This is a genomic window from Alkalibacillus salilacus (genome assembly GCF_030812915.1).
GTDB classification, from domain to species: domain Bacteria; phylum Bacillota; class Bacilli; order Bacillales; family Alkalibacillaceae; genus Alkalibacillus; species Alkalibacillus salilacus.
In genome coordinates this window covers 59,939-83,682 of record NZ_JAUSTQ010000010.1, presented here as the reverse complement: position 1 = coordinate 83,682, position 23,744 = coordinate 59,939, and the positions used below count along the sequence as shown (strand labels likewise).

Below are 23,744 nucleotides of genomic sequence, written 5' to 3'. Positions count from 1 at the left end.
TGATGAAAGCCATTCAAACTGAACAGTTGTCACTCGGGTATAAAGATGAACTGGTAATCGAAGAATTGGATTTAACCATTCCAAAAGGTGAAATTACTGCTTTTATTGGTAGTAATGGTTGTGGAAAATCGACATTATTAAAATCACTTGCACGTTTATTAAAACCGAAAGACGGATCGGTAGAACTAGCGGGTAAAGATATCGACAAGACATCAACTAAAGAAATCGCCCGTCAACTGGCGATCATGCCACAATCACCTCAAGCGCCAGAAGGATTAACGGTTCTACAACTTGTAAAACAAGGCCGTTACCCTTATCAAAGTTGGTATAAACAGTGGTCCGAAGAGGATGAAGAAGCTGTTCAATATGCTCTTGATGTGACAGGTATTAAAGAATTTGAAGATCGTACGGTAGATTCTCTATCTGGTGGTCAGCGTCAACGTGCATGGATTGCCATGACTTTAGCTCAAGATACAGATATCATTTTGCTCGACGAACCGACAACATTCTTAGATTTAACGCATCAAATCGATATCTTAGATTTGCTTAGTGAACTAAATGAGCAAGAAGGTCGTACGATTGTGATGGTTCTACATGACTTGAATTTAGCTTGTCGTTATGCGGATCATATCGTCGCCATTCAAGGTAAAAGTGTTTTTGAACAAGGTAATCCTGATGAAATTATTACGCCACAGTTGATTCATTCAGTATTTGGCTTACAATGTCAAGTAACCTGCGACCCAATCTGTGGTGCACCAATGTGTATTCCGTACAGTAGACAACGGCAGATGAAAGGTGCCAATCGTTATGCCGCACAACAAGTTCAAGCGAATTGATACAACTGTTTTATCAGAACGATTTCGTGTTGTGACAGAACAACCACAAAATGAAATCTACATCTCTGATTTATTAAATGAAATTCACTTGCGTAATGTGATTGAACGTATTAAACCTAATTTTGCTACAGATCGTGACTTTGTTATTGGTTCACAATTAATAAAACGGTTAGGTTTTCTACTTGTCGTACCGTCGTTATATACGTTTTCGACGGATCGCATTACCATGTCATTAGATTGGTCCAGAACAGCACTAGTACCAAAAGTGAAAGATGGCCTATGGTTACCTGATTTATATTTGAAGAATGTGGTTGGAGAAGATTGTTCTGATGCATTGGAAGAGAAACGAGAGGCATATTTTGAGCAATTATTTCAGCAATTAGCTGAATTAGTCCAAGCTATTTCCCAAGCCACAGCGGTTCCCCGGCCAATTTTGTGGGAAAATATTGTAGTCTATATATATTGGATATACGAAACAGTTGTCGATTGGCATCATGATACAACGATTATGAATCAGTTTTATGAAGATTTTAACGTCTTAATTCATCAACTATCGCCCGAGGTGTTTGGTGAACGATTTAATCCGATTCAACGGTTTTATAATGGCTATCATTACATTGCCCCTGAACAGACTTTTAGACGCGTGCGGACAACTTGTTGTTTTAATTTTGAAGCCTCAAGTGATGAAAAGTATTGCAATGGTTGTCCCCAATTAGCGGTCAATAAAGAAGCTTGCCGTGCTACGCATGAAGCAATACGTCAACAAACAAATAGTTATTCTTTATAAAACGAACGCATTTCTTATGGAGAAATGCGTTTTTGAATGGATGCGGTTATGGATTTACCATCGAGTGAGGGCGGTTTATCATCGAGATTCGTGGAATATCATCGAGTTAACGCGGTTTACCATCGCGATTTGTGATTTATCATCGAGTTAACATGGATTACCATCGAGTCAGATCCATTTACCATCGCCATTTTTAATTTATCATCGTCCTCCTGAATATAAAAAAGCTCAATGCCGAACTTTCGACATTGAGCTTTTCTGTTCTTATAGAACTTCTTTAATTTTATCGATCGCCCATTTGAGATCTTCTTTTTCGATGATGAGTGGTGGGGCGAAACGGATGACGTTATCATGCGTTTCTTTACATAAAAGTCCTTTTTCCTTGAGTTGTTCACAATATGGTCGAGCGTGTTCGGTTAGTTCAACGCCAATAAATAATCCTTTACCACGTACTTCTTTAATAATAGGATTGTTAATCGACTGTAGTTCTTCCAGCATATACGATCCAAGCTCTAATGAGCGTTCTGCGAGTTCTTCATCTTCTAATACTTCAAGCGATGCTAATGATACAGCACTTGCTAGTGGATTACCCCCGAAAGTGGAACCATGTGAACCTGGGTTAAATACACCAAGAATGTCCTCATTAGCCACAACGCATGAAATAGGGAAGACGCCTCCGCCAAGTGCTTTTCCAAGAATGAGAACATCAGGTTCAACATTTTCCCAATCGCAAGCAAACATCTTGCCTGTTCGACCGAGTCCTGCTTGAATTTCATCAGCTATGAATAAAACATTATTTTCTTGGCAAATTTCATAAGCCTCTTTTAAGTAACCTTCAGGCGGCATGATAATACCAGCTTCACCTTGGATTGGCTCAAGTAGAAAGCCAGCTGTATTTTCAGTGATCGCTTCTCTTAATGCATCAGTGTCTCCGTATGGCACGATTTTAATACCAGGTAATAGAGGTCCGAAACCACGTTGATTCTCTTCTTCTGATGATAAAGAAACAGGTGTCATCGTCCGGCCGTGGAAATTACCGACACAAGCGATGATTTCAGCTTTATTCTCTTCAACACCCTTCACGTCATAGGCCCAGCGACGTGTAGCTTTGATGGCTGTTTCTACGGCTTCAGCTCCAGTGTTCATTGGAAGCGCCATCTCTTTATTAGTTAACTTACAGACTTTTTCATACCATGGACCGAGTTGGTCGTTGTGAAAGGCACGCGATGTTAATGTTACACGGTCAGCTTGATCTTTTAGCGCCTGAATAATTCTTGGGTGGCGATGCCCTTGGTTAACGGCTGAATAGGCACTTAACATATCTAAATAACGATTGCCTTCAGGGTCTTCAACCCATATGCCTTCTGCCTTCGAAACGACAATCGGCAGTGGCTTGTAATTATTAGCGCCAAAATAATCAGTTTGTTGGATAATTTCTTCACTACTACGTGTCATGAAATCCCTCCTAATAATAAATGCGGTTCAAAAGGTTCTTTCCGCGAATGATAAGGCTTACACTAACTGTTATTATACCTGTTTGGTTTGATTGTTTCAAAGTTGTCAACAAATTAATCGCAACCAATTTCAAAACATGATAAGATGGGGATAGATATTTTTGAAGGAGGTATGAGGAATGGACGCAACACAAATGGCACTTATACATATTGTTTCTTGGAGCATCGGACTCGTTCTATTTTTCATCGCTTATTCCATGATTAAGCAAGGTAAAGCTGAAAAACCGATTAAGATCACACAAATGGTATTACGTGTATTCTATTTGTTAATCGTTGCAACAGGCGCTGATTTATTTTTCAATCATTATGGTATGAATGTAGAAGATACCCAATTCGCTGAGTATATCGTGAAGATAGTAGGTGGTATCTGGGTGGTTGCTGCAATGGAAATGACATTAGCGAAAGCGAAGAAAGGGAAGAAAGAATTTTCTGGTTGGTTACAATTGATCATAGCATTAATTCTTGTCTTAGCTTTAGGCTTTGCCCGTTTACCATTCGGATTCTTACCTTAAGACAAAGTCCCGTTTTGGGGCTTTTCTTATGTGCAAAATGTTTTGAAGTGAGGGAGCAACGATGAAACGACTGATGACAGGCCTAGGATTACTCATATTATTAACCAGTTTGTTTCCAATTAATAGTCTCGCTGATGAAGATGACCGTCATCAATATTATTATGTCTTAGTGGATCGTTTTCAAAACTCTAATGAGGTCACAGAAGAAGGAGTTAACCGTGATGATCCAAATGCATTTCATGGTGGTGATTTAATCGGTTTACAAGACCGTGTCGATCACATTGCAGAATTGGGAATCACGGATGTCGTCTTGTCTCCATTGTTTGCAAGTGAGCATTATTCTGGCTCGCCTGTTTTTAATTTTGAACAAATTCAATCGACTTTTGGATCAGCATCAGACGTTGAAGATACAGTACAAGCATTTCATGATCAAAATATAAATGTAATTGTACAAGTCCCTTTTAATTCGGTTAGTTCCAATAGCCCTCTAACAAGTGAAGACTGGGTGAGTGAGAATGGTGAAGTCGATCTAACGCAAGATGGCGCAACAGACTATTTCTTCGAGTTATTACAAAAATGGGGATCGGATTATAATGTGGATGGTTTTTATGTCCCAGGAGCAGATCAATTACCTCAATCCTTTGTAGAAAGTGTGACTGCTGAAGTTGATCGTTTTTGGCTAGGTGAAGTGAATGAGCTTAATAACGCAGATATAGAAAGTTATAAAGGATTAGGATTTGATCGTATTGTTAATGGTTCATTTCATGAGAGAGCAACTGAATACTTTTATGACATTGAAACAGATTCGTCACTTTTGTTAGGCTCTAATTTAAAAAACAGTGAAGATGTTGTGCATTATATGGATTCTTATATGACAGATCGTTTTACACGAGCGATGGAAGAAAGTGGACTGCATCCGATCACGCGCTGGAAGATGGCCTTGACTTACATGTATACAACGCCAAATGAGCCATGGCTTTATCAAGGGACAGCGAACCCAACAGATGGCGTGGTAGAAGATGGTTCACACCATGATATGATGAACTTCTTAGCTGGAGATGAGCAGCTGAATCAACATATTGAACAGTTATCGAGCATTAATGAGAATTTTGATTCTATTCGAGATGGTGAAATGAATGTTCTTCATGACGCAGATGATTTTATTGTATACGAACGGGTATTAGACGATGAACGCATTATTATCACGATTAATAACAGCCCTGGATTTCGGCACACGGATTTAGAACATATAGAAGATAATCAAGAATTACGAGGTCTTATCCAAGACGATCTCGTTAGGCAAAATGATGATGGTAGTTATACCGTTAGTCTTGAAAGGGAATCAACGAATGTCTATAATGTGCGAGAAGATACAGGTGCTAATTGGCTCTTGATTTCAATTTTCGGAGGTGTGATGGGAGTCTTCGTCGTGTTTGCGATTATAATTTACCGGAAAAATGCTAAAGAACGGTAAAAAGCAACCCTATTCATGTGAATAGGGTTGTTTTTTATGTGTTCTGATTGAATTAGTTATAGCAGTTATCTCATAAACTAGAGTATTTATTTGAAAACTGAAGTGGAGAAGAATGGTGTACGGCTATCGTTTAGCGTGTTAAGATAAAATAAATACCCGAACTCACGGTTACATTCCGTCTGCTCCGGGTATAAAATAACTAAATAATTAATTTTTAGGGGCATCATCTAAAAAGAATAATGCGATTGTACCAGGGCCAGCATGAGCTCCAATAGCAGAACCAATTTGGTGAATAATTATATCTTTCGGATTATATAGTTCACGAATTTGATTAGCTAGTTGCTGCGCGCGTTGTTCATCATCTCCATGAGTAATGGCAATGGTTTGTTGTTCAAAATGTTGACCGCGTTCTTTCATCAAATCAACCATGCGTCCGATTACTTTTTTCGAGCCGCGGATTTTTTCAAGTGGGACAAGTTTTCCGTCTTCTACATGAAGAAGAGGCTTGATTTTCAGCATACCACCAACAAAAGCTTGGGCTTTACTCACACGACCACCACGTTGTAAGTACTCTAAGTCATCCACTGTAAAGACATGAACCATATGATTTACATAATAATGTGCCGTATCTAATACGTCTTGTACAGCTTGACCATCTGCTATTGCTTGGGCAGTATAATAGGCGATTAAACCATGTCCCATAGAAGCAGCTCTCGTATCAATAACGTAAATTTCAGCATCTGGGTTTTGGTCCTCAATTTGCTGTTTAGCAATCATGGCACTTTGATAAGTACCGGATAATTCAGATGAAAATGCTAAGTAAATAATGGGTTGATCTTGGTCTGTATATTGCTTGAATAAATGATAAAAAGTGTCAGGCGATGCTTGGGCAGTCTTAGGAGCTGATCCTTGTCTCATGGCTTCATATACAGCTTGAGAATCAATGGATTCCCTGTCGTGGTAATCTTCCCCGTTCAGGTGAACAATGAGCGAAGCAAGGTCAATATCATATTTCTTTAATAAATCTTTTGGCAAATCGGAACCTGAATCGACAATTAATTTCATACTCATAGGTTTCCTCCTCATATTTTCCTACGATCATCATTATATTTCAGTTTAATAGGACGACAGGCATACGTCAATGTCAGACAGGAGGCTATTATGTTTATATTCGAAGCAAAACGTTTTATTATCGTGATCATCGGCGCTATTTTCAACGCTATATCACTTAACTTCTTCTTAGAGCAAGCGAATGTGTTCGCCAGTGGTTTCACAGGGGTTGCTCAAATTTCCGCAAGTATTGCGACGGATTTTTTTGATATTGATCTTAGTACAGGTGTGCTTTTATTCCTACTAAATATACCCGTTGCAATTCTCGGTTGGATTAAAGTCGGACGTGGTTTTACTGTTTACAGTATATTATCGGTTATTTTTATGACCATCTTTTTAGAAACGATTCCAATTCAGTCATTATCTGATAACATTATCTTAAATGCAGTGTTTGGTGGTATATTCGGTGGTTTTGGTGTTGGAATTACGCTTAAGTGGGGTGCATCAACAGGCGGTATGGATATTGTCGCCATGGTGCTTTCACGATTGAAAGACCGCCCAATCGGTATTTATTTCTTAACATTAAACGGAGCTATTATCGTCTTAGCAGGTATGGTATATGATCCTGAAAAAGCATTATACACACTGGTTACGTTATACGTCACGACACGAGTAATCGATGCTGTTCATACACGCCATGAAAAATTAACCGCAATGATTGTCACGGCAAAAGGTCAAGAAGTAACGAAAGCGATTCACGCTAATATGGTGCGAGGGATCACACGTATTCCAGCTCGAGGAGCATTTACAGATGAAGACCGTGAAATGTTGATGATTGTTGTGACACGTTATGAATTATATGACTTAGAAAATATTGTTAAAGAAGCAGATCCGAATTCCTTTACGAATATCGTGCAAACTACTGGTATATTTGGTTTCTTCAGACGCGAAGATGAAAAGGTGTAACAATTCCTTTTTTGTCAGCGTCTGATTAATAAAAAAACGAGGTGACAACAATGAGACGATGGTTGTTTGTATTATTTATCATTAGTTTCGCTGTTGGACTAGTAGCTTGTAATGGTAATGGAGAGGCTGCTGGTGACAACGAGCAATCAGAGAGCGAAGGAAACGAATCAGACAATGAAATGGGTGATTTAGTGGATTCATTTTCTTTTGATGGAGAGGCAAAAGTGGAAGAGGAGCGAGTCGTATTCAATATGACTTTGACGTATGAAGGAGAAGAACCTGCGGAATTAACATTTCCCTCTGGTCAGAAGTTTGACGTAAATGTCACACAAGCTGATACGGAGAAAAGTGCCTATCGCTACTCAGCTGACAGATCGTTCACACAAGCTATTCAAACAGAAAATTTAGAATCAGGTGACACACTGGAATATAAGGATACATGGGAAATTAGTGAATCGCCTAATACTGTTGAATCCGGTAAATATCAAGCAGAATTATGGCTAACAGCGAATCAATTAAATGGGGAAGAATTGAGTGAACGTGCGTTTTCTAAAACGGTAGAGTTTGAATTAACCAAGGGAACTGAAGACTCTGAAGATCATCAACCAGGAGAAGATGGTGATGGAGAAGAAGGTAGTGAATAGGAGATATGAAGTGTATTGTTTGACTTCATCTGTAACTTAGAAACGTTTGAATGAAGATCTAAAAAATTGGCTTAGTTTTAACTAAGCCAATTGTTTTTAGTATCCGTAACTTTCGATTAATTGCTCTACTTTAGGTGAAAGTTCGTCCCAGTCAGCGTTGAACTGTTTATTAACGGTAATGAAATTATAATATCCGAATACATTGTCGACACCATCCATGCTCATTAAATCGTTCATGATGTCAAAATCACTTGTTTCACCTTGCATGACAGAGATGCTATCATCACCTTCAAAGATCACATTATCGACAGTGAATTTCATTGCATTTGGGTTTGGTGTTGGTTCAGCAATTACAGCCATAGTTAATCCCTCCCTGAATATCTCTTCTTCATATTAGCACGAATTGAAAGTTAGAAAAAGTCATAGCCCTAAAACAGAATCGAAAGTGAGGTGAAAATATTGCGCTATTTATATATTGCATTATTTGTCGGGCTTATTTCATCGACGGCGATGAGCTTGTACTTATATATCATTGAAACCTTTACTGGTAAGCAATTATATACTTTATTATTGAACATTGATTTTATTTATACACCAAGTGAAACAGTTCCTGAGAATTTTTATTTAGCATTTGAATATGCCTTGCATGTCATTGTTGCAACGGTCATTGTCACGTTTTATTTATATTTAATTACGAAAAAAGAATCTTTTTGGAACAAACGAATGGAAATCGCTGCAATTTTATCGTTTATGGCGTTTTTAACGTATTTTCCTTTAACGATTTTAGCAGTAACTAAAACACCAAATGCATTTGATATTATGGCTATTTTTGATTGGTTTATTGCTCATGTCATATTTTTCTTTATGATGTATTACATAAGTGAATGGCTATTAGTTCGAAATCACTCAAAACAAGACCATTAGATATGATTCGGCAATTTGGTAACAGATAAATGATCAAAATAATTTTTTAATAATGTGTTGGTAATTGGACCCGGTTCCCCGTTACTGATGATTTGATCATCAACGGAAATAACGGGTTTGATTTCGGCTGATGTTGATGAAACGAATACTTCATCAGCATTTTTTAATGCATCGAGCCCGAAAACTTCGATTCGATAAGGTATATCAAGTCGTTCAGCTAAATATAACAAATGACGACGTGTAATACCGTTTAAGATATAATGGTCAGCTGGGTGCGTGATCAGTTCACCATTTTTAACAATGAATACATTCGTTGAAGAACCTTCTGTCACATGTGATTCATCGCGGTAGAAAATGGCTTCACTCGCTCCCGTATCAATTGCCTTTTGCTTCGTCATCACGTTTCCAAGCAGGTTCAAACTTTTAATATCGCACCGTAGCCACCGGAAGTCTTCAGCTGTGATTGTATGAATGCCATGTGTTTGATCATGTGTTGGGCGTTTTAAGTTAAGTGGATAAGCGATAAGTGTCGGTTGTTGGTGTTCTGGATATGGGTGATTACGCGGGGCGAAACCACGTGTTACTTGTAAATAAACACCGCCATCCTGTACTTGGTTCTGTTCCATCAAATCGTGGAGGCGTGCTTTAAGCTTTTCTTCTTGGACGTTATAGTCAATTTCAGCTTCATCCAAGCTATATTGTAAGCGTTCTAGGTGGTCATCTAATAAAAACCACTCCCCGTCATAATAGCGAATCACTTCATAAACACCGTCACCAAATTGGTAGCCCCGGTCTTCAATATCGATTACAGCATCATTACGGTTGATTAAAGTCTCATTCTTTAGTACAAGCATTTGGTCATCTCCTTATATATCTAAGCTGTTTTATGTATATCCTAGAGTAAAATATAAGGGATGTAAATATGGCAGACGGCTTAGATTTGAATGAGAAGGAGAGTTACGGCGAAAATACACTTTATATAAACGAAAACATACATGAATTGTTTTTGAAATAATAAAACGTCACAAGGAGATAGCTTGTGACGTTTCGTAATAATTATACAATACGTTTTCGAATGTACGAACTACCATAGTCGATAAGTGTAACGACAACGATAATGACGAGTAAAATCATCCCCATATCGCTCCAATTACGGTTACTGTAAGCAAAGAAGATCATCGTTCCAATACCACCAGCCCCGACATAACCGAGTATCGTGGAGGCACGGACGTCGATTTCGAAACGGTAAATAGCATAAGATAAAAATTCTGGAATCACTTGTGGGATAATCCCATGGAACATGATTTGAATTTTATTCGCACCGTTCGCTTGCATGGCTTCAACGACATTCATATCAATTGACTCAAGTATTTCGGCGTATAGTTTACCAAGCATACCTGTTGACCCGATCGCAATGGCTAAAATACCTGCGAATGGATTCGGTCCAACGACGACAACGAACATAATGGCTAAAATGATTTCTGGAAACGCACGAACAGCACTTAAAATCCATTTTCCTACAGTTGATAAAACACGGCTGTTTGTCATATTAATGGCTGATAAAAAGCCAAGTGGAACAGCTAAAATAGCAGCCGCTAAAGATCCAACATAGGCAATAAATACTGTTTCAATCATTTTCTCAATTACTTCACCAGCGCGAGCCCAGTTAGGAGAAAATAATTGTGGTACAACAACATTATAATTTGAGGCGAACCGATTGAAAGCCTCTTTCCATTCGATATCGATTGATATAAAGGTCCAAATGTATAGGGCGAGTAGTGCTAGTGCGATTGAAAGGCGCTTAACTTTTTTCTGAGTTGGTATTTGCTTTTTTGGAGGTTGTTCGAATGCCATTAGATGATCGCCTCCCTAATCTTCGTGCTGATATATTCGATAATGACGACCACAATGAAAATAACTAAGATAATCGTCATCACAGCACCATAATTATTGAAGCTAAATTGACTCATTAATAATTGTCCGATACCACCTGCGCCGACGAGCCCGATTACAACTGATGCTCGAATATTAATTTCAAACACGTATAGCGCAAATGACGTGAATTGTGGCGCAACTTGGGGCATAACACCATATGAAATAGATTGTATCGTGTTTGCACCAGATGCACGCATCGCTTCGATTGGCTGCATATCAATTGCTTCGACAGTTTCACTAATTAATTTTGCTAAAATACCGAGTGAGAAAATAAACAAGGCGACAATACCACCGATTGGTCCTGTTCCAAAAATACCGACGAAAATAACTGCTAATACAACGTCGGGTATTGTACGTAAAATATTCATAATTAAACGAGTTGTATTGTAAACGAACCAGTTATGAGTAATATTATTTGCTGCTAGTAAACTCACAGGGACGACAATAATTGTTGAAAATGTTGATGCGATAATCGCCATATGAATGGTTTCAATAAGACGATCGAATGCTGGAGCTAACACGTCCATATTGATTGGGAATAATTTGTCTATAATTTGCCCCATGTTCGTAAAGCCCATAATGAGATCACCGAAATCTACACCAGTGGTACGAGAACTGTACCATAAGAAAAACAAAATAATAAAGAAGACAAGAGATACCTTTGCTTTAGCCCGCCATGGTGATAAAAGAGGGGCGTAACGATCGTCATTCAGGCTGGGTTTATTGATGTTGTTCGCCATCTTCTGCACCTCCGCGCAAATCATCTTCACGGATTGAACGACCATATATTTCTTCAAATGTTGCTTCAGACACCTCTGAAACAGGCCCGTCAAACACAACTTCACCAGATCTCATACCTATAATACGATCAGCATATTCCATCGCCATGTCAATGAAATGTAGGTTTACAATGGTTGTAATATTATCTTCTTTATTAATTCTACGTAAATATTTCATTACTTGATGTGATGTTGGTGGGTCGAGTGAAGCGACTGGCTCGTCTGCTAAAATGTAGTCAGGTTTTTGTGTTAAAACACGCGCAATACTGACCCGTTGTTGCTGTCCACCTGATAACTGATCGGCACGACTATAAATTTTTTCATCGATATTGACGCGTTTAAGACTTTCGTAAGCGAGTGCTTTGTCCTCTTTACTGAAAAAGTTGAACACAGAACGAACAGTTCCAGTATGACCCAGTCGTCCAGCTAAGACGTTACGAAAGACGCTATTACGTTTAACTAAGTTATAACTTTGAAAGATCATGCCGACTTTCGTTCGTAAGTCGCGTAAACCTTTGCTTTTATAATTTAAAATATTGTCACCACCAACTTTTAATTCGCCTGCTGTTGGTGTAACAAGACGGTTAATACTTCTTATGAAAGTCGATTTGCCTGCGCCGGACAAGCCGACGATGACGACAAATTCACCATCTTCAATTGTTACATTGACGTCTTTAAGTCCCTGATGTCCATTAGGGTAGACGAGGGATACATCATTGAATTCGATCATGTCTTTTCACCTCATGTCAACCAAAAGTATGTATAAATAGATTAAAATTGTTAAATAGTAACGTAAAAGGGAGGTATACCCTCCCTTTTCGTTACAAGGTTTTACTATTCAAGGCTGATACTATCTTGGAAACGTTCGTACGTATCTTCAACAACTTGGTAATCTTCGTGTTCAGCTTCGACGATCGCATCCCATGTATAGACATCGTTCATTACTTGAAGCATCTCTTCATCTTCATTAAATGATAAGAACGCTTCACGAATGTCACTGACAAGTTCATCATCTAGTTCTGAGATGACGGATACTGTGTCGTTTGGAATTTCTTCTGTATAGTCGAGTACACGTGTTTTATCTTTAATATCAGGATAGTCTTCTTCTAAATTATCGCGAACATCATCGAAAGTTGTTGCAACATCAGCTCCGCCTTCATAAACTTCTAGAGCGGCTGTATCATGTGCACCAACAGCGTTTGCTTCACTGAAGAATTCACTTGTTAAGTCTGCTTGGGATTCTAAGTCGTATTTGTCCATAAGTTGAGAAGCAGGGAATAAGAAGCCAGATGTAGAGGCGGCATCACCATAAACCCATGATTTGCCTTCTAAATCATCGAGTGATTCAATGTCGGAATCTTCTTGTACGAGGTATTGTGCTTTGTAAGTTTCCGATCCGTGTCGTACGGATTTCAAAATAACTTCAACGTCATAATCTTGATGAGCCATCACGTAACCGAATGCTGGGATTAAACCAATATGTACTTGACCAGAGCCCATACCTTCAATTACTCCGTTGTAACTAGTCATCGTACGAGGTTCTACTTCTTTGTCCAAAATGTTACCTAATTCTTCTGCTAGCGGTTCAACTGTGTCAGCAATTGTTTCAGAGTCTTGCGAAGGAACGAAGCCCATAACCAGTGTGTCAGGGTTACCCTCATCTGAGCCGCTTCCACATGCCGCTAAAAATGCTACAACTGCTAAAGCCATCAATCCAAGTAACTTTTTCAAAATAATGCCCCCTTAACCGTATTAATATTGAAATCAACTTAATTATAAATAATATGTGACATTAGTACAACACAATTTTAATATTTTGATACAATTTTACGAAATCTTTACAAAGAGTATGACATCAGTCGAGAATTGTTAAAGTTTGGTGTGCCAAGATGGCCATTGTTTGGTAATAATTAACTCAATTATTATCTGATTTTAGTCCAAAAAATACCGAAAGCGTGTTAGACACGCTTTCGGTAAGGGATTACTGTTGGTACTGATTTAATTCCTGTTCGAGTTGTTTTAATTCTTGTTCTTCTTCTGGTGAACATTGTTCATAAGCTGATTGAATACATTGTTGAACGGCTTGAATATCTTGATTACTAGCTTCGAATGATTGGTGTTGCTTTCGTTTGTTCGTTAAGTTTTCCATCGCTTGACGGGCTTGGTTCATTAAATGTGCCATTAAAATCCTCCTCGGTTAAACGTATTTTGTTCTTTACGTTTTCGATCTTGGTCGGAAAAAGCACGTCGACCTTGTTTCGCTTGTGGATTGACTTTGCGATTCGGATGTGGCTTTTTCTCGCGCATGGAAGAACCCTCCTCAGTAATTTGACGGTTGGCCAAGTCGTCATGAAGAACACACAAAATAAAGTGTTCAGTTATAGTGTGGGGATATAATCAATGTTTATGATGATATAATGTTGGAAAATAAGGGAGAGGTGGACAAAATAAAAAATGACCATCCTTAAGTTAGGATAGTCAATTGAGAATTATTTAGTTAAGACAGTTTCCGGTAAACCTAAATACATTTCTAAAAAGCGAGCAACACCGTCATCGTGATTGGTATGTGTAATTTCATTGGCCATTGATTTCAGTTCATCAATTCCATTATCCATTGCCACGCCAATTCCTGCATAATCGATCATTTCAAAATCATTGTCTTCATCACCGAATGCAATGATTCTTTCTTGAGGAATATCATACTCTTTGGCGATTTTTTGGACGCCTACGGCTTTATGCAAGTCTGAACGAATAACTTCAATGACATGGAATGGCGCGCCCCATTTGCGGTGGTCAACGATTGAGGCATGACGTTCAGTCAACGTATTTCGAATGGCATCGATACGATCGTCGTATGGATGGATTAATACTGATGATGGGTCAGAAGCTAAATTCTGTTTCATATTACCGAAAATAGCAGGTGATTCCGTACCAGCTTGGAAGAATTTCGTGATGTCATGGTCATTTTTAAATTCAATATACACTTGATCCATAACTTCAGCTAACACGTTTTGGACACCGACATCATAGCAAGTATCAACAATATCGTAAGCGACATTTTTAGGTAATGGGGAATGCAAATGATCCCAATTCGGTTGTTGTGGATGATGAACAAGTGCACCGTTCATATTAACAATAGGTGTATCTAAGCCAAGTTGTTGATAAAATTGGCGGCTAACCCGATAAGGTCGCCCTGTCGCAATGGCAACAATATGTCCAGCTTCTCGTGCAGCTTCAATAGTCTTCATTGTTCTACCTGAAATGATTTTATCATTATTTAACAACGTCCCATCTAAATCTATACATATTAGATGCTGTTTCATTTTTTCACCTCAATTATTCCAGTTTGCTTCATTACTAATTTAATTATAATACCACATTTTGCATTGATTGTCACTTCGTCAATAGCCATTGATATTTGTATGAAAACGGATTTTAATTTATTATATTTATAAAATGAATTTTAGGGGGATCTGAGCAATGGCTATTGCAATTGACCAACAATACATTGATGATATTCCAGTATTAATCGTTCATGAACAAACACAACAAGTTGCGCCCTTACCAGTTATGGTATATTTTCATGGATTTACGAGTGCTAAAGAACAAAATTTACCCCTGGCGTATTTATTAGCAGAAACAGGTTATCGTGTTGTATTGCCAGAAGCGATACATCACGGTGAGCGACGGGGCAATATTTCTGATCAAGAAGTTCAATTTGCTTTTTGGGAAGTAGTAAAACACAATCTCACTGATCTAGCAAAAATTGAAACATGGCTAACAAACCAAGGTTTATTGGAAGCAGGTCGTTTTGCTGTAGCTGGAACGAGTATGGGAGGCATTACCACTGCTGCAGCCCTTACACAATATGATTCAATACGAGCTGCAGGCATTATGATGGGAACTGCGAACATGCAAGAAATGGCGGATTATTTATTAAAAGGTATTGAATCACAAGGAATTGAGTTACCATTTACAGACGAAGAATTGCAACAACAATTGGATCAACTGAAGGCAATCGATCTATCACAACAGATTGAAGCTTTGAATGACCGTCCATTATTTATTTGGCACGGGGAAGAGGATCCGGTTGTTCCTTATAATCAGGCAATTGAATTCTACCGACAATTACAAGAAGCAGGTGCAAAACACGTGGAATTCGTTTCAGAACCTGGCAGGGATCATAAAGTGAGTCGTGATGCGATGTTGAGCCTTCGTGATTGGTTAACGTCTCATTTATAGAAATAATTAATTTTACTTTAAAAAAAGATGAAAACGTGTTTATAATAGTATAGAGAATGTTTGAAGGAGGACTCGAGCATGGATCAAGCTTTAGAAGAGAATCTGTGGGGAGCGCTTGAGAATGTAATCGACCCAGAACTTGGAATTGACATTGTCAATCTAGGTCTCGTTTACAATATCGAATTAGATGACGAAGGGCTTGCAACAGTCACTATGACGTTAACTGCAATGGGGTGCCCACTTGCTGCGACAATTGAAATGGATGTTAAACAAGCGTTAGTTGACATTCCAGAAGTGAATGAAGTTGAAGTCAATATTGTATGGAATCCACCATGGACTAAAGAACGCATGTCTCGTTATGCAAAAATCGCTCTTGGTATCCCGGATTAATTAATAGGAACAGTCCAATTTTGTTGGGCTGTTTTTTAGTATGAGCAAAGGTTTAATATGAATATTGCTGTTAATTCGTACCTTATTCTTAGCTGTATATTGATTAAACCATTTAAACGAAAGAGACTTATACATAAAAACAACTTCCTTATGATAAAGGAAGTTGTTTTTATGTTATATTGATTTGTTCATTATAAGAATATTAGCACCAAAATACCGACTATAAGACAGTAATACGCAAAATACTTTAATTTACCAGCTGTCATAATATTAATAAACAATAAGAGTGCCAAATATGAAGATAAAATGGCCGCAATTAAAGCAATCAGGTAAAGCACAAATTGTCCAGATAACTCAGGATTGCCTAATACATCGCTAACGGCAAAGACCATTGTTCCTAAGCTAACAGGTATGTACATTAAAAATGAAAAGCGCAAGGCTACGCGCCGCTTCATACCGACAAGCATTGAGGCAACAATAGTAGCACCCGAGCGACTGATGCCAGGAACAAGCGCAACAGCCTGGGCAAAACCGACAATGACAGCATCCTTAATCGTTAATTGCTCGTCGTCTTTATGGCCGTGGAAGTTACGGATGATCCATAATGCAATGGCTGTAATAATCAGTGTAACACCAACTATTTTGACGCGATCTGAAATTTCGCCAATAGAATCTTCCAATAACACGCCTAATAATCCTGCTGGAATCGTAGCAATGACTAAAAGAAAAGCATAACGAAAATCTGTTTTAGAATCTTCGTCTCGATTGAATAAATATCGACTACTTCCGGTAATTAATTGCCATATATCCCGGCGATAGATCGTGACAACAGCGATTAATGAACCAAAATTTATAAACGCTTCGAATGTGATCCCTGGTTCTCCAATATCGAATAACGATCGTAATATAACTAAATGCCCACTTGAGGAAATAGGGATTGGTTCAGTAAACCCTTGGAATAAGCCAAGAAAAATAAATTGTATAATCTCCATAATTTCGTTCATCGTGAATGATCCCTCCTTATGAATATAGGTTGTTGTGCACATATCCCAAATACTTTGAATACATTGTACGTGAAAGGGGATGTAATTATGGTGCATGAAATGAAACAGCCAGCATATGAATGGTGTCAACAGCACCTTCATCAACACGTTCTGCTTGAAACGACAGCCGGCGATCAAATCGAAGGTTATGTATCTGATTTAGATGATGAAAACGTCCATTTAGTTGTCCCGTCTCAACATATCCCGCAAATTCCAGTTCGACAATATGGTTATGGTCCATATGGTTATCAAGGTTATGAACCTTATGGCTATGGTTATCCATCTTATCAATATGGGTTAAGTCGTTTGATTATTCCATTAACATTTGTTGCTGCACTGAGTCTGTTACCTTGGTAGTGAAACATAAAAAAGGAGGTTGACTTACCGCAAGGAAGTCAACCTCAATTGTTGTATACATCATTGAAATCGTTTGAGTATTCGTTAGTTTTCCTTATCGGTAATGACAGTTTCACCAAGAACAACGGTACCTAGGGTGAAGACAATTGCAATGGCAATAGCTGCTGTTAAATTGAAACTCATACCTGCCATACTACCGATTACATATACGATCATGGCACTTAATAAAAAGCTCCAAACTGCTGTTGAAATTAAACGCATATAGTTCACCTCATTTATCTATACATTCCACACCTTAGTGTATCAAAGCTTGGCTAAAAAATAAATAAAAAAATTGTGACGGTTGAGTGAGGAGATCATGTTATGAAAGTTTTTGTCTATCCGTGCTTTCACCCATTTGGATATGAATTGGTAAGTTATTATTTACTTGCAGGTCATGACGTCGTTGGAAAAGATGTGCTTGATTCAGATCAATCCTGGCATTATTATGCGATGGTTGCGAGACATGCTCGTTTTACATTAGTAGAGGATAGTTCAAAGGAATTTGAACCTTTTCATGAAGCGTTTTGTATTAACGAACATTGTGATGTGATAGCGGATCGTGTGTCGATTATAGAGATCGATGAAGAAGGTTAAACTTTAGCTTAAGCCATTAAGTTTGAAATAAAATCGTTGAAATCGATGGAGAATTTGATAAAATTAGAACCAGGTCATAATATATGATAGTAGAAGTTAATCGTTAGGAGATGACGCGATATGAAAGCGGGTTTAATCGGAACAGGCCATTACGTGCCTGAGAAGGTTTTAACGAACCATGATTTAGAACAGATGGTTGACACGTCTGATGAATGGATTCGCACGCGAACAGGGATTGAAGAGCGTCGAATTGCATCAGATGACATGGATACTTCTGATTTAGCATATGAAGCAGCGGTTGGGGCTTTAAATGAAGCAGGTCTTAACGGCGAAGATTTAGATATGATATTAGTTGCAACGGTCACATCAGACATGGGTTTTCCGTCGGTGGCTTGTCAGTTGCAAAATAGACTAGGTGCCAGACAAATTCCTGCGATGGATGTTAGTGCGGCTTGTGCAGGATTTATGTATGGTGTTATCACCGCAAAACAGTTTGTTGAAGCGGGAGTTCACCAGAATATTCTCGTGATTGGTGTTGAGAAGTTATCAAAAATTACGAATTGGGAAGATCGTAACACAGCTGTGTTATTTGGCGATGGTGCTGGAGCTGCTATTGTATCGAATGTATCAGAGAATCGTGGTATTTTGGCACATGAATTAGGTTCTGACGGGACAGGCATTCCATATTTACATCAAACGGATGAAGATGTCATTTATATGAATGGTCGTGAAGTGTTTAAATTCGCGGTCCGAAAAATGGCAGATTCCTCGCTGAACGTGGTACATCAAGCAGGTTTAACGAAGGATGATGTTGATTACTTGATTCCACACCAAGCGAATATTCGGATTATGGAAGCGGCTCGAGAGAATTTAGAGATTCCTGTTGAGAAAATGTCTAAGTCAGTTGACCGTTACGGTAATACGTCGGCGGCTTCGATTCCTATTGCATTGTCAGAAGATGTTAAAGCAGGTAGAATAAAAGAAGATGATGTAGTAGTATTAGTAGGTTTTGGCGGTGGCCTTACATGGGGTGCCGTAGCGTTAAAATGGGGTAAATAAAACAAGAATGCGTGAAGCATAGGAGGTTGAAAATCATGTCAAAGAGACGTGTAGTCGTGACAGGCTTAGGCACAGTCTCACCTGTCGGTAATGATGTTGAAACAATGTGGCAAAATATTCTTGATGGTTATGTTGGTATTGATGGTGTGACTAAAGTTGATGCTGATGAGTTTCCAGCGAAAATCGCAGCTGAACTAAAAGATTTTGATCCTGGAAATTACATGGACAAACGTGATGCAAAAAAGATGGACTTATTTACGCAATATGCAGTCGCTGCTTCGAAAATGGCGATTGATGATGCGAATTTAACGATTGATGAAAGCAATGCCGATCGTACAGGTGTATGGATTGGATCAGGAATCGGTGGTATGACGACTTATGAAGAGCAGTTTCGTAAATTTTTAGATAAGGGTCAACGTCGTGTGAGTCCATTCTTCGTACCGATGATGATTCCGGATATGGCAGCTGGACAAGTGTCAATTATGTTCGGTGCAAAAGGAATTAACTCGTGCACAGTGACAGCGTGCGCCTCAGGTACGAATTCGATTGGCGATGCGTTTAAAGTGATTGAGCGTGGCGATGCGGATACGATGATTACAGGTGGCGCAGAATCACCAATTAATAATATGTCGTTTGCTGGCTTCTCAAGCTCAAAAGCCTTAACAACTAATCAAGATCCGAAAACAGCAAGTCGTCCATTTGATCAAGATCGTGATGGATTTGTCATGGGCGAAGGTGCAGGTATTTTAATTTTAGAATCACTCGAATCAGCTGAAGCTCGTGGTGCGAAGATTTACGCAGAAATTGTTGGGTATGGCTCAACAGGTGATGCGTATCATATTACTGCGCCAGCCCCTGAAGGTGAAGGTGCTGCTCGCGCCATGCAACAAGCTATGGATGATGCTGAGATGGACGCTGAAGCGGTACAATATATTAATGCTCATGGAACAAGTACAGCTTATAATGATCAATACGAAACACAAGCGGTGAAGACCGTATTTGGTGATCATGCATATGATTTGGCTATGAGCTCAACAAAATCTATGACAGGTCACTTGTTAGGTGCTGCTGGCGGTTTAGAGGCGATTATTTCAGTCTTAGCTCTGCAAGATCAAGTAATGCCTCCAACTGTAAATTATGAAACACCTGACCCAGAGTGCGATTTAGACTATGTGCCAAACGAAAAACGTCAAGCAGAATTACATGCTGTGATGAGTAATTCACTCGGCTTTGGTGGGCATAATGCATCACTCGTATTTAAAACGTATCAGTCCTAATATATTTCTATTGTGGAACCTAACCCTCATGTTTCAATGGGGGTTAGGTTTTTTTATGTTTTCTTAAGCTTGTTCATGATTAGCTTGGGTTATATTCAGTTGATGTTCATTGGTAAGTCTTGTAGTTATTTATAATACAACTATCATGATTATGAAGTCTTAATCATATTATGAAATAACCTAATTATTTTAGTCAGACACCATGGACGGGCATCGAAGAATAGGAGATGCACGTATGTGGGCGTTGTTTTTATTTTTTTTAGGATTTGGTTTTACATGTGTAGGTGCAGTTTCGTTAATTGGTTATATGAACTTTTTACCCGTAGGGATGAATTTTATTGATTTTTTAATGTTTGTTTATAAACGACCAGAGTGCTACATGCTTCCAGTTGGCGTTATTTTCATTATGTTAGCCATGTATAAAAACCCATTCGGCTCATAAAATTAGGAATAAAAATGTGTCACTTGGTGATAATGAGCATAAATGGAAAAACGTCAAAGTGAGGGATGACGATGATCTATGTTCATGATATTTGGGTGAACTGGTTTGAAGGTGAGGAAAACGGTTATAATGTGTGCCATTTTTATGAATGGCGCAAGCAAGATTCGATTGAATTATTGGATCAAGTACCAGTTGTTTATGTGACGCAAGCACTTTTTGATTACATAGAAAACGATATGTCCGATTTACCGAAATCCTTATTAGATGCTGTTTATAAAAGGGGTTATTTAAAGAAAAAACATAAAAGGCTTGCGTTAGATTATTGTTTTGTCATCACAGACAATGAACATGTGCTTGTAGTGGATACACTGGGCTATCAAATTCCGGTCCGAAAAAGCCGGGTGATTCCACGTCAGGAACGATTGATCTTAGACTTGATTTCACATAAGACACCTCAAGATTTTTCATTTAAACCTAAGCGGAAATCCGTCACAAGTCACTTATTATCACTTGAACCGAAATATATGACGGGTTTAACGCGTAAAGAACGTCAACTTAAACATTTATTAATGTTGATGATTGATCAAATTGGTCAATCTGGAAGACTTGATGAATTACGGTATTGGTTAACAGAATGGCGCCCAGAGGAGTACAGTCGCATTCAGGAAATGACTTTTGACGAAGGATACACCTATTTGGTGGATGCTGCGAAACATGGTTGGGGAACGAAACATAATGAAATATGTGAAAAAATGGCAAAAGGTCAGCCGTTTTTTGAGCGGTTATGGGAAATGGAGCAGCAGAAGAAGAATGTGTTGGAGAAGTGATGAGCTGAATAAGCTCATCACTTTTTTAGATGGTTTCATTAAAGTGAGCGCCTGATTTGTAACGTAAGAATAGGGGTGAGGTGAGTGCTAAACAGCCTGACATGGCAAATGCGAAGACGAACGTTTCTGCCAGCATATTATAGAAAGAATAATGATAGAATACGATGCTAAATGCAAAAAAAGAAATTGATAAAAAGGTAACAATTATAATTAACCATGTGAAGAATGATGCAGTTGTCAGTCGATAACTCGTTCTACAATATGAACAATGAATTAGCTTTTCCCGGTCCAAGGGTGGAAGTGTTAAGTCGACTAGTTTAAAGTAATCGATTGGTTTTTGACAGCTTTTACAATATTTCATAGATACCCCCCATCAGATTTATATCTGAATTTTAACACATTTAGTTGATTGATTGTGATTACGATTGTAAAATATTACTAGGAGGGTTTATATGAATTCAAGGGGTTTTCTTATGTTTGATCTCATCTTTCACAGCTTTATTTTCATCCTTGGAATTGCTTGGTTATATTTAGCATGGAGTGGAGTATCTGAATCGTTAGTTTATGCCGTGTTAGGTGGATCGTTTGTGATTGAGGCGCTTGTAAGGTTTAGTATTATAATAAAACCGAAGTTGAGTACATAGTATTTAACAAATCACTATGATTATCTAACATTTCTCTGTAGTTGTTAGATAATGTGTTTAGATTGTTAGACAAAGTGTCCAAATTGTTAGACAATCACACGAAATTGTCTAACAATCTCTATAGAATGTAAAAAATCCCGCTCGTATTCGCGGGATTTTCATGTTTAACGCTTCAAGTGTACGCGGCCAATGCCCATTGCTTTTTTCGCTTTCATGAGTGTCTTGTTTGCTACTTGATTAGCGTGCTCAGCACCTTGATCTAAGATATCATCTAATTCATCTGATTCGTATAGTTCGTAATAACGTTTTTGGATCGGCTCCAAACCTTCAATAACAACTTGGGCAAGGTCTTGTTTAAATTCGCCGTATCCTTTGCCAGCGTAATTTTCAGCGATTTCCTCAACTGATTTCCCTGAGAAACCAGAGTAGATATTTAATAAGTTTGAAATACCAGGTTTATCTTCAGGTTTGTATTCAACCACACCTTCAGAATCAGTTACAGCACTCTTAATTTTCTTCTCAATTTGTTTTGGTTGATCGAGCATGAAAATTGTCGCTTTTTGATTATCGTCCGACTTACTCATTTTGCTCGTTGGATCTTGTAGGGACATAATGCGTGCACCTTGTTCTGGGATATGAGGTTCAGGCACAGTTAAAATGTCATTGTGTTGGCGGTTAAAACGCTCGGCTAAATTACGTGTTAGTTCGATATGCTGTTTCTGATCTTCACCAACTGGAACAACGGTTGTGGAATATAATAAAATATCTGCTGCCATTAGTGGTGGATAGGTTAACAGCCCTGCTGATACACCATCTTTACCAGCGGATTTGTCTTTGTATTGTGTCATCCGTTCAAGTTCGCCAACGTATGCCACACATTGTAGTAACCAAGCCATCTGCGTGTGTGCAGAAACTTCTGATTGTATAAATAGCGTGGAACGTTTAGGATCAATGCCAACTGCTAAATAAAGGGCTGCAAGCGAACGGATTTGATCACGCAATTTCAATCGGTCTTGCGGAACTGTAATGGCATGTTCATCAACGATACAGAAATAACACTTATAATCATCCTGCATTTTCGGAAAACGGCTTAGCGCTCCTAAATAGTTACCAATCGTTAAAGAACCACTTGGTTGTATCCCTGAAAAAATCGTACTCATATAAATCACCTCAACTATTATTAATCATAAAAAAATCCACTCTCCCAAAGAAAAGGGACGAATGGAATCGCGGTGCCACCCTTGTTACCTTATTAAAGGTCACTTAAGTAAGCGATGTATCGTTCGCTACACGGAATAAATCAGCTCCGGAGGCCCAATTTCCAACAAAACTTAACGCCTGTTCTCACTCACCAGACTCACTGTCGATAGCGGTTTAGTCGTACAATCCTCGTTCATTGCGCAATA

Annotated in this window: 31 protein-coding genes; 16 read left to right on the top strand and 15 right to left on the bottom strand. The window is 38.6% G+C overall.

The annotated features are described in order from the left end of the window. The first annotated feature begins 2 nt into the window (after positions 1-2). Together J2S77_RS11490 and J2S77_RS11485 are read left to right on the top strand one after the other, a co-directional pair. Positions 3-836 carry an ABC transporter ATP-binding protein gene (locus tag J2S77_RS11490; RefSeq protein WP_306977505.1) on the top strand — a complete coding sequence of 278 codons (834 nt, stop codon included), beginning with the start codon at positions 3-5 and terminating at the stop codon, positions 834-836. After that, positions 808-1,623, top strand: a complete 816-nt coding sequence (locus J2S77_RS11485) for an IucA/IucC family C-terminal-domain containing protein (protein ID WP_306977504.1) — start codon at positions 808-810, stop codon at positions 1,621-1,623. The genes J2S77_RS11490 and J2S77_RS11485 overlap by 29 nt, the downstream gene beginning before the upstream one ends. Before the next feature lie 264 nt (positions 1,624-1,887). Here J2S77_RS11485 and J2S77_RS11480 read toward each other — a convergent pair whose 3' ends face one another. Beyond that, complete coding sequence (locus J2S77_RS11480) at positions 1,888-3,078, bottom strand: ornithine--oxo-acid transaminase (RefSeq protein WP_306977502.1); 1,191 nt, start codon at positions 3,076-3,078, stop codon at positions 1,888-1,890. 178 nt (positions 3,079-3,256) lie between these two features. On the opposite strand from J2S77_RS11480, the gene J2S77_RS11475 reads away from it, so the two are divergent. Beyond that, the gene (locus tag J2S77_RS11475; RefSeq protein WP_306977500.1) at positions 3,257-3,649 is read left to right on the top strand and encodes a YisL family protein; all 393 of its coding nucleotides are present in this window, start codon (positions 3,257-3,259) and stop codon (positions 3,647-3,649) included. A gap of 61 nt (positions 3,650-3,710) precedes the next feature. Then, the gene (locus tag J2S77_RS11470) at positions 3,711-5,123 is read left to right on the top strand and encodes an alpha-amylase family protein (protein ID WP_306977498.1); all 1,413 of its coding nucleotides are present in this window, start codon (positions 3,711-3,713) and stop codon (positions 5,121-5,123) included. A 207-nt stretch (positions 5,124-5,330) separates the two neighbouring features. Here the strand turns inward: J2S77_RS11470 and J2S77_RS11465 are convergent, their stop codons facing one another. Next, positions 5,331-6,194 carry a DegV family protein gene (locus tag J2S77_RS11465; protein ID WP_306977497.1) on the bottom strand — a complete coding sequence of 288 codons (864 nt, stop codon included), beginning with the start codon at positions 6,192-6,194 and terminating at the stop codon, positions 5,331-5,333. A gap of 90 nt (positions 6,195-6,284) precedes the next feature. On the opposite strand from J2S77_RS11465, the gene J2S77_RS11460 reads away from it, so the two are divergent. Together J2S77_RS11460 and J2S77_RS11455 are read left to right on the top strand one after the other, a co-directional pair. Beyond that, positions 6,285-7,139: a YitT family protein gene (locus tag J2S77_RS11460; protein WP_306977495.1), complete on the top strand. Its 855-nt coding sequence runs from the start codon at positions 6,285-6,287 to the stop codon at positions 7,137-7,139. A gap of 50 nt (positions 7,140-7,189) precedes the next feature. Then, entirely contained in the window at positions 7,190-7,783 is a 594-nt protein-coding gene (locus J2S77_RS11455) for a BsuPI-related putative proteinase inhibitor (RefSeq protein ID WP_306977493.1), read from the top strand. Positions 7,784-7,879: 96 nt separating this feature from the next. Here J2S77_RS11455 and J2S77_RS11450 read toward each other — a convergent pair whose 3' ends face one another. Beyond that, on the bottom strand, positions 7,880-8,143 hold the full coding sequence (locus tag J2S77_RS11450) for a NifU N-terminal domain-containing protein (protein ID WP_306977491.1): 264 nt from the start codon (positions 8,141-8,143) through the stop codon (positions 7,880-7,882). Between the two features lie 99 nt (positions 8,144-8,242). On the opposite strand from J2S77_RS11450, the gene J2S77_RS11445 reads away from it, so the two are divergent. Further along, the gene (locus tag J2S77_RS11445; protein WP_306977489.1) at positions 8,243-8,707 is read left to right on the top strand and encodes a hypothetical protein; all 465 of its coding nucleotides are present in this window, start codon (positions 8,243-8,245) and stop codon (positions 8,705-8,707) included. On the opposite strand, the gene dat is transcribed toward J2S77_RS11445, so the two are convergent. From dat to J2S77_RS11405, 8 genes are all read right to left on the bottom strand, one after another. Further along, positions 8,704-9,561 (bottom strand): D-amino-acid transaminase, encoded by an 858-nt coding sequence (gene dat, locus J2S77_RS11440; RefSeq protein ID WP_306977488.1) that lies wholly within the window; start codon positions 9,559-9,561, stop codon positions 8,704-8,706. The genes J2S77_RS11445 and dat overlap by 4 nt on opposite strands. A 202-nt stretch (positions 9,562-9,763) precedes the next feature. Continuing rightward, positions 9,764-10,561, bottom strand: coding sequence for a phosphonate ABC transporter, permease protein PhnE (phnE, locus tag J2S77_RS11435; RefSeq protein WP_306977485.1), 798 nt, complete (start codon positions 10,559-10,561; stop codon positions 9,764-9,766). Next, entirely contained in the window at positions 10,561-11,382 is an 822-nt protein-coding gene (gene phnE / locus J2S77_RS11430) for a phosphonate ABC transporter, permease protein PhnE (protein ID WP_306977483.1), read from the bottom strand. The genes phnE (J2S77_RS11435) and phnE (J2S77_RS11430) overlap by 1 nt, the downstream gene beginning before the upstream one ends. After that, positions 11,363-12,151 (bottom strand): phosphonate ABC transporter ATP-binding protein, encoded by a 789-nt coding sequence (gene phnC / locus J2S77_RS11425; RefSeq protein ID WP_306977481.1) that lies wholly within the window; start codon positions 12,149-12,151, stop codon positions 11,363-11,365. Before phnC ends, phnE (J2S77_RS11430) begins: the two co-directional genes overlap by 20 nt. Before the next feature lie 104 nt (positions 12,152-12,255). Beyond that, on the bottom strand, positions 12,256-13,152 hold the full coding sequence (locus J2S77_RS11420) for a phosphate/phosphite/phosphonate ABC transporter substrate-binding protein (RefSeq protein WP_306977479.1): 897 nt from the start codon (positions 13,150-13,152) through the stop codon (positions 12,256-12,258). Positions 13,153-13,402: 250 nt separating this feature from the next. Next, positions 13,403-13,603 (bottom strand): DUF3813 family protein, encoded by a 201-nt coding sequence (locus J2S77_RS11415; protein WP_306977478.1) that lies wholly within the window; start codon positions 13,601-13,603, stop codon positions 13,403-13,405. Further along, a complete protein-coding gene (locus J2S77_RS11410; RefSeq protein ID WP_306977476.1) occupies positions 13,603-13,728 on the bottom strand; it encodes a hypothetical protein in 126 nt (41 codons plus the stop codon). The genes J2S77_RS11415 and J2S77_RS11410 overlap by 1 nt, the downstream gene beginning before the upstream one ends. A 182-nt stretch (positions 13,729-13,910) precedes the next feature. Further along, a complete protein-coding gene (locus J2S77_RS11405; protein WP_306977473.1) occupies positions 13,911-14,744 on the bottom strand; it encodes a Cof-type HAD-IIB family hydrolase in 834 nt (277 codons plus the stop codon). A 157-nt stretch (positions 14,745-14,901) separates the two neighbouring features. Here J2S77_RS11405 and J2S77_RS11400 point away from each other — a divergent pair, with 157 nt between their 5' ends. Together J2S77_RS11400 and J2S77_RS11395 are read left to right on the top strand one after the other, a co-directional pair. Further along, complete coding sequence (locus tag J2S77_RS11400) at positions 14,902-15,663, top strand: alpha/beta fold hydrolase (protein WP_306977471.1); 762 nt, start codon at positions 14,902-14,904, stop codon at positions 15,661-15,663. Positions 15,664-15,741: 78 nt separating this feature from the next. After that, positions 15,742-16,053, top strand: coding sequence for a metal-sulfur cluster assembly factor (locus J2S77_RS11395; protein ID WP_306977469.1), 312 nt, complete (start codon positions 15,742-15,744; stop codon positions 16,051-16,053). Positions 16,054-16,244: 191 nt separating this feature from the next. On the opposite strand, the gene J2S77_RS11390 is transcribed toward J2S77_RS11395, so the two are convergent. Next, a complete protein-coding gene (locus J2S77_RS11390; protein ID WP_306977467.1) occupies positions 16,245-17,057 on the bottom strand; it encodes an undecaprenyl-diphosphate phosphatase in 813 nt (270 codons plus the stop codon). Between the two features lie 87 nt (positions 17,058-17,144). Here J2S77_RS11390 and J2S77_RS11385 point away from each other — a divergent pair, with 87 nt between their 5' ends. Beyond that, on the top strand, positions 17,145-17,453 hold the full coding sequence (locus tag J2S77_RS11385) for a hypothetical protein (protein WP_306977466.1): 309 nt from the start codon (positions 17,145-17,147) through the stop codon (positions 17,451-17,453). Between the two features lie 84 nt (positions 17,454-17,537). Here the strand turns inward: J2S77_RS11385 and J2S77_RS11380 are convergent, their stop codons facing one another. Continuing rightward, a complete protein-coding gene (locus tag J2S77_RS11380) occupies positions 17,538-17,714 on the bottom strand; it encodes a DUF2929 family protein (RefSeq protein WP_306977464.1) in 177 nt (58 codons plus the stop codon). Positions 17,715-17,816: 102 nt separating this feature from the next. On the opposite strand from J2S77_RS11380, the gene J2S77_RS11375 reads away from it, so the two are divergent. From J2S77_RS11375 to J2S77_RS11355, 5 genes are all read left to right on the top strand, one after another. Next, positions 17,817-18,089 (top strand): hypothetical protein, encoded by a 273-nt coding sequence (locus J2S77_RS11375; RefSeq protein ID WP_306977462.1) that lies wholly within the window; start codon positions 17,817-17,819, stop codon positions 18,087-18,089. A 120-nt stretch (positions 18,090-18,209) separates the two neighbouring features. Beyond that, on the top strand, positions 18,210-19,148 hold the full coding sequence (locus tag J2S77_RS11370; protein WP_306977460.1) for a beta-ketoacyl-ACP synthase III: 939 nt from the start codon (positions 18,210-18,212) through the stop codon (positions 19,146-19,148). Between the two features lie 35 nt (positions 19,149-19,183). Continuing rightward, complete coding sequence (gene fabF / locus J2S77_RS11365) at positions 19,184-20,425, top strand: beta-ketoacyl-ACP synthase II (protein ID WP_306977458.1); 1,242 nt, start codon at positions 19,184-19,186, stop codon at positions 20,423-20,425. Between the two features lie 235 nt (positions 20,426-20,660). After that, complete coding sequence (locus J2S77_RS11360; RefSeq protein WP_306977456.1) at positions 20,661-20,867, top strand: YuzI family membrane protein; 207 nt, start codon at positions 20,661-20,663, stop codon at positions 20,865-20,867. Between the two features lie 71 nt (positions 20,868-20,938). Beyond that, complete coding sequence (locus tag J2S77_RS11355) at positions 20,939-21,694, top strand: DUF3603 family protein (protein WP_306977454.1); 756 nt, start codon at positions 20,939-20,941, stop codon at positions 21,692-21,694. A 25-nt stretch (positions 21,695-21,719) separates the two neighbouring features. Here J2S77_RS11355 and J2S77_RS11350 read toward each other — a convergent pair whose 3' ends face one another. After that, on the bottom strand, positions 21,720-22,055 hold the full coding sequence (locus J2S77_RS11350) for a hypothetical protein (RefSeq protein WP_306977452.1): 336 nt from the start codon (positions 22,053-22,055) through the stop codon (positions 21,720-21,722). A gap of 112 nt (positions 22,056-22,167) precedes the next feature. On the opposite strand from J2S77_RS11350, the gene J2S77_RS11345 reads away from it, so the two are divergent. Then, entirely contained in the window at positions 22,168-22,338 is a 171-nt protein-coding gene (locus J2S77_RS11345; protein WP_306977450.1) for a hypothetical protein, read from the top strand. Positions 22,339-22,502: 164 nt separating this feature from the next. Here J2S77_RS11345 and trpS read toward each other — a convergent pair whose 3' ends face one another. After that, positions 22,503-23,498 (bottom strand): tryptophan--tRNA ligase, encoded by a 996-nt coding sequence (gene trpS / locus J2S77_RS11340; RefSeq protein ID WP_306977448.1) that lies wholly within the window; start codon positions 23,496-23,498, stop codon positions 22,503-22,505. Positions 23,499-23,744 lie beyond the last annotated feature (246 nt).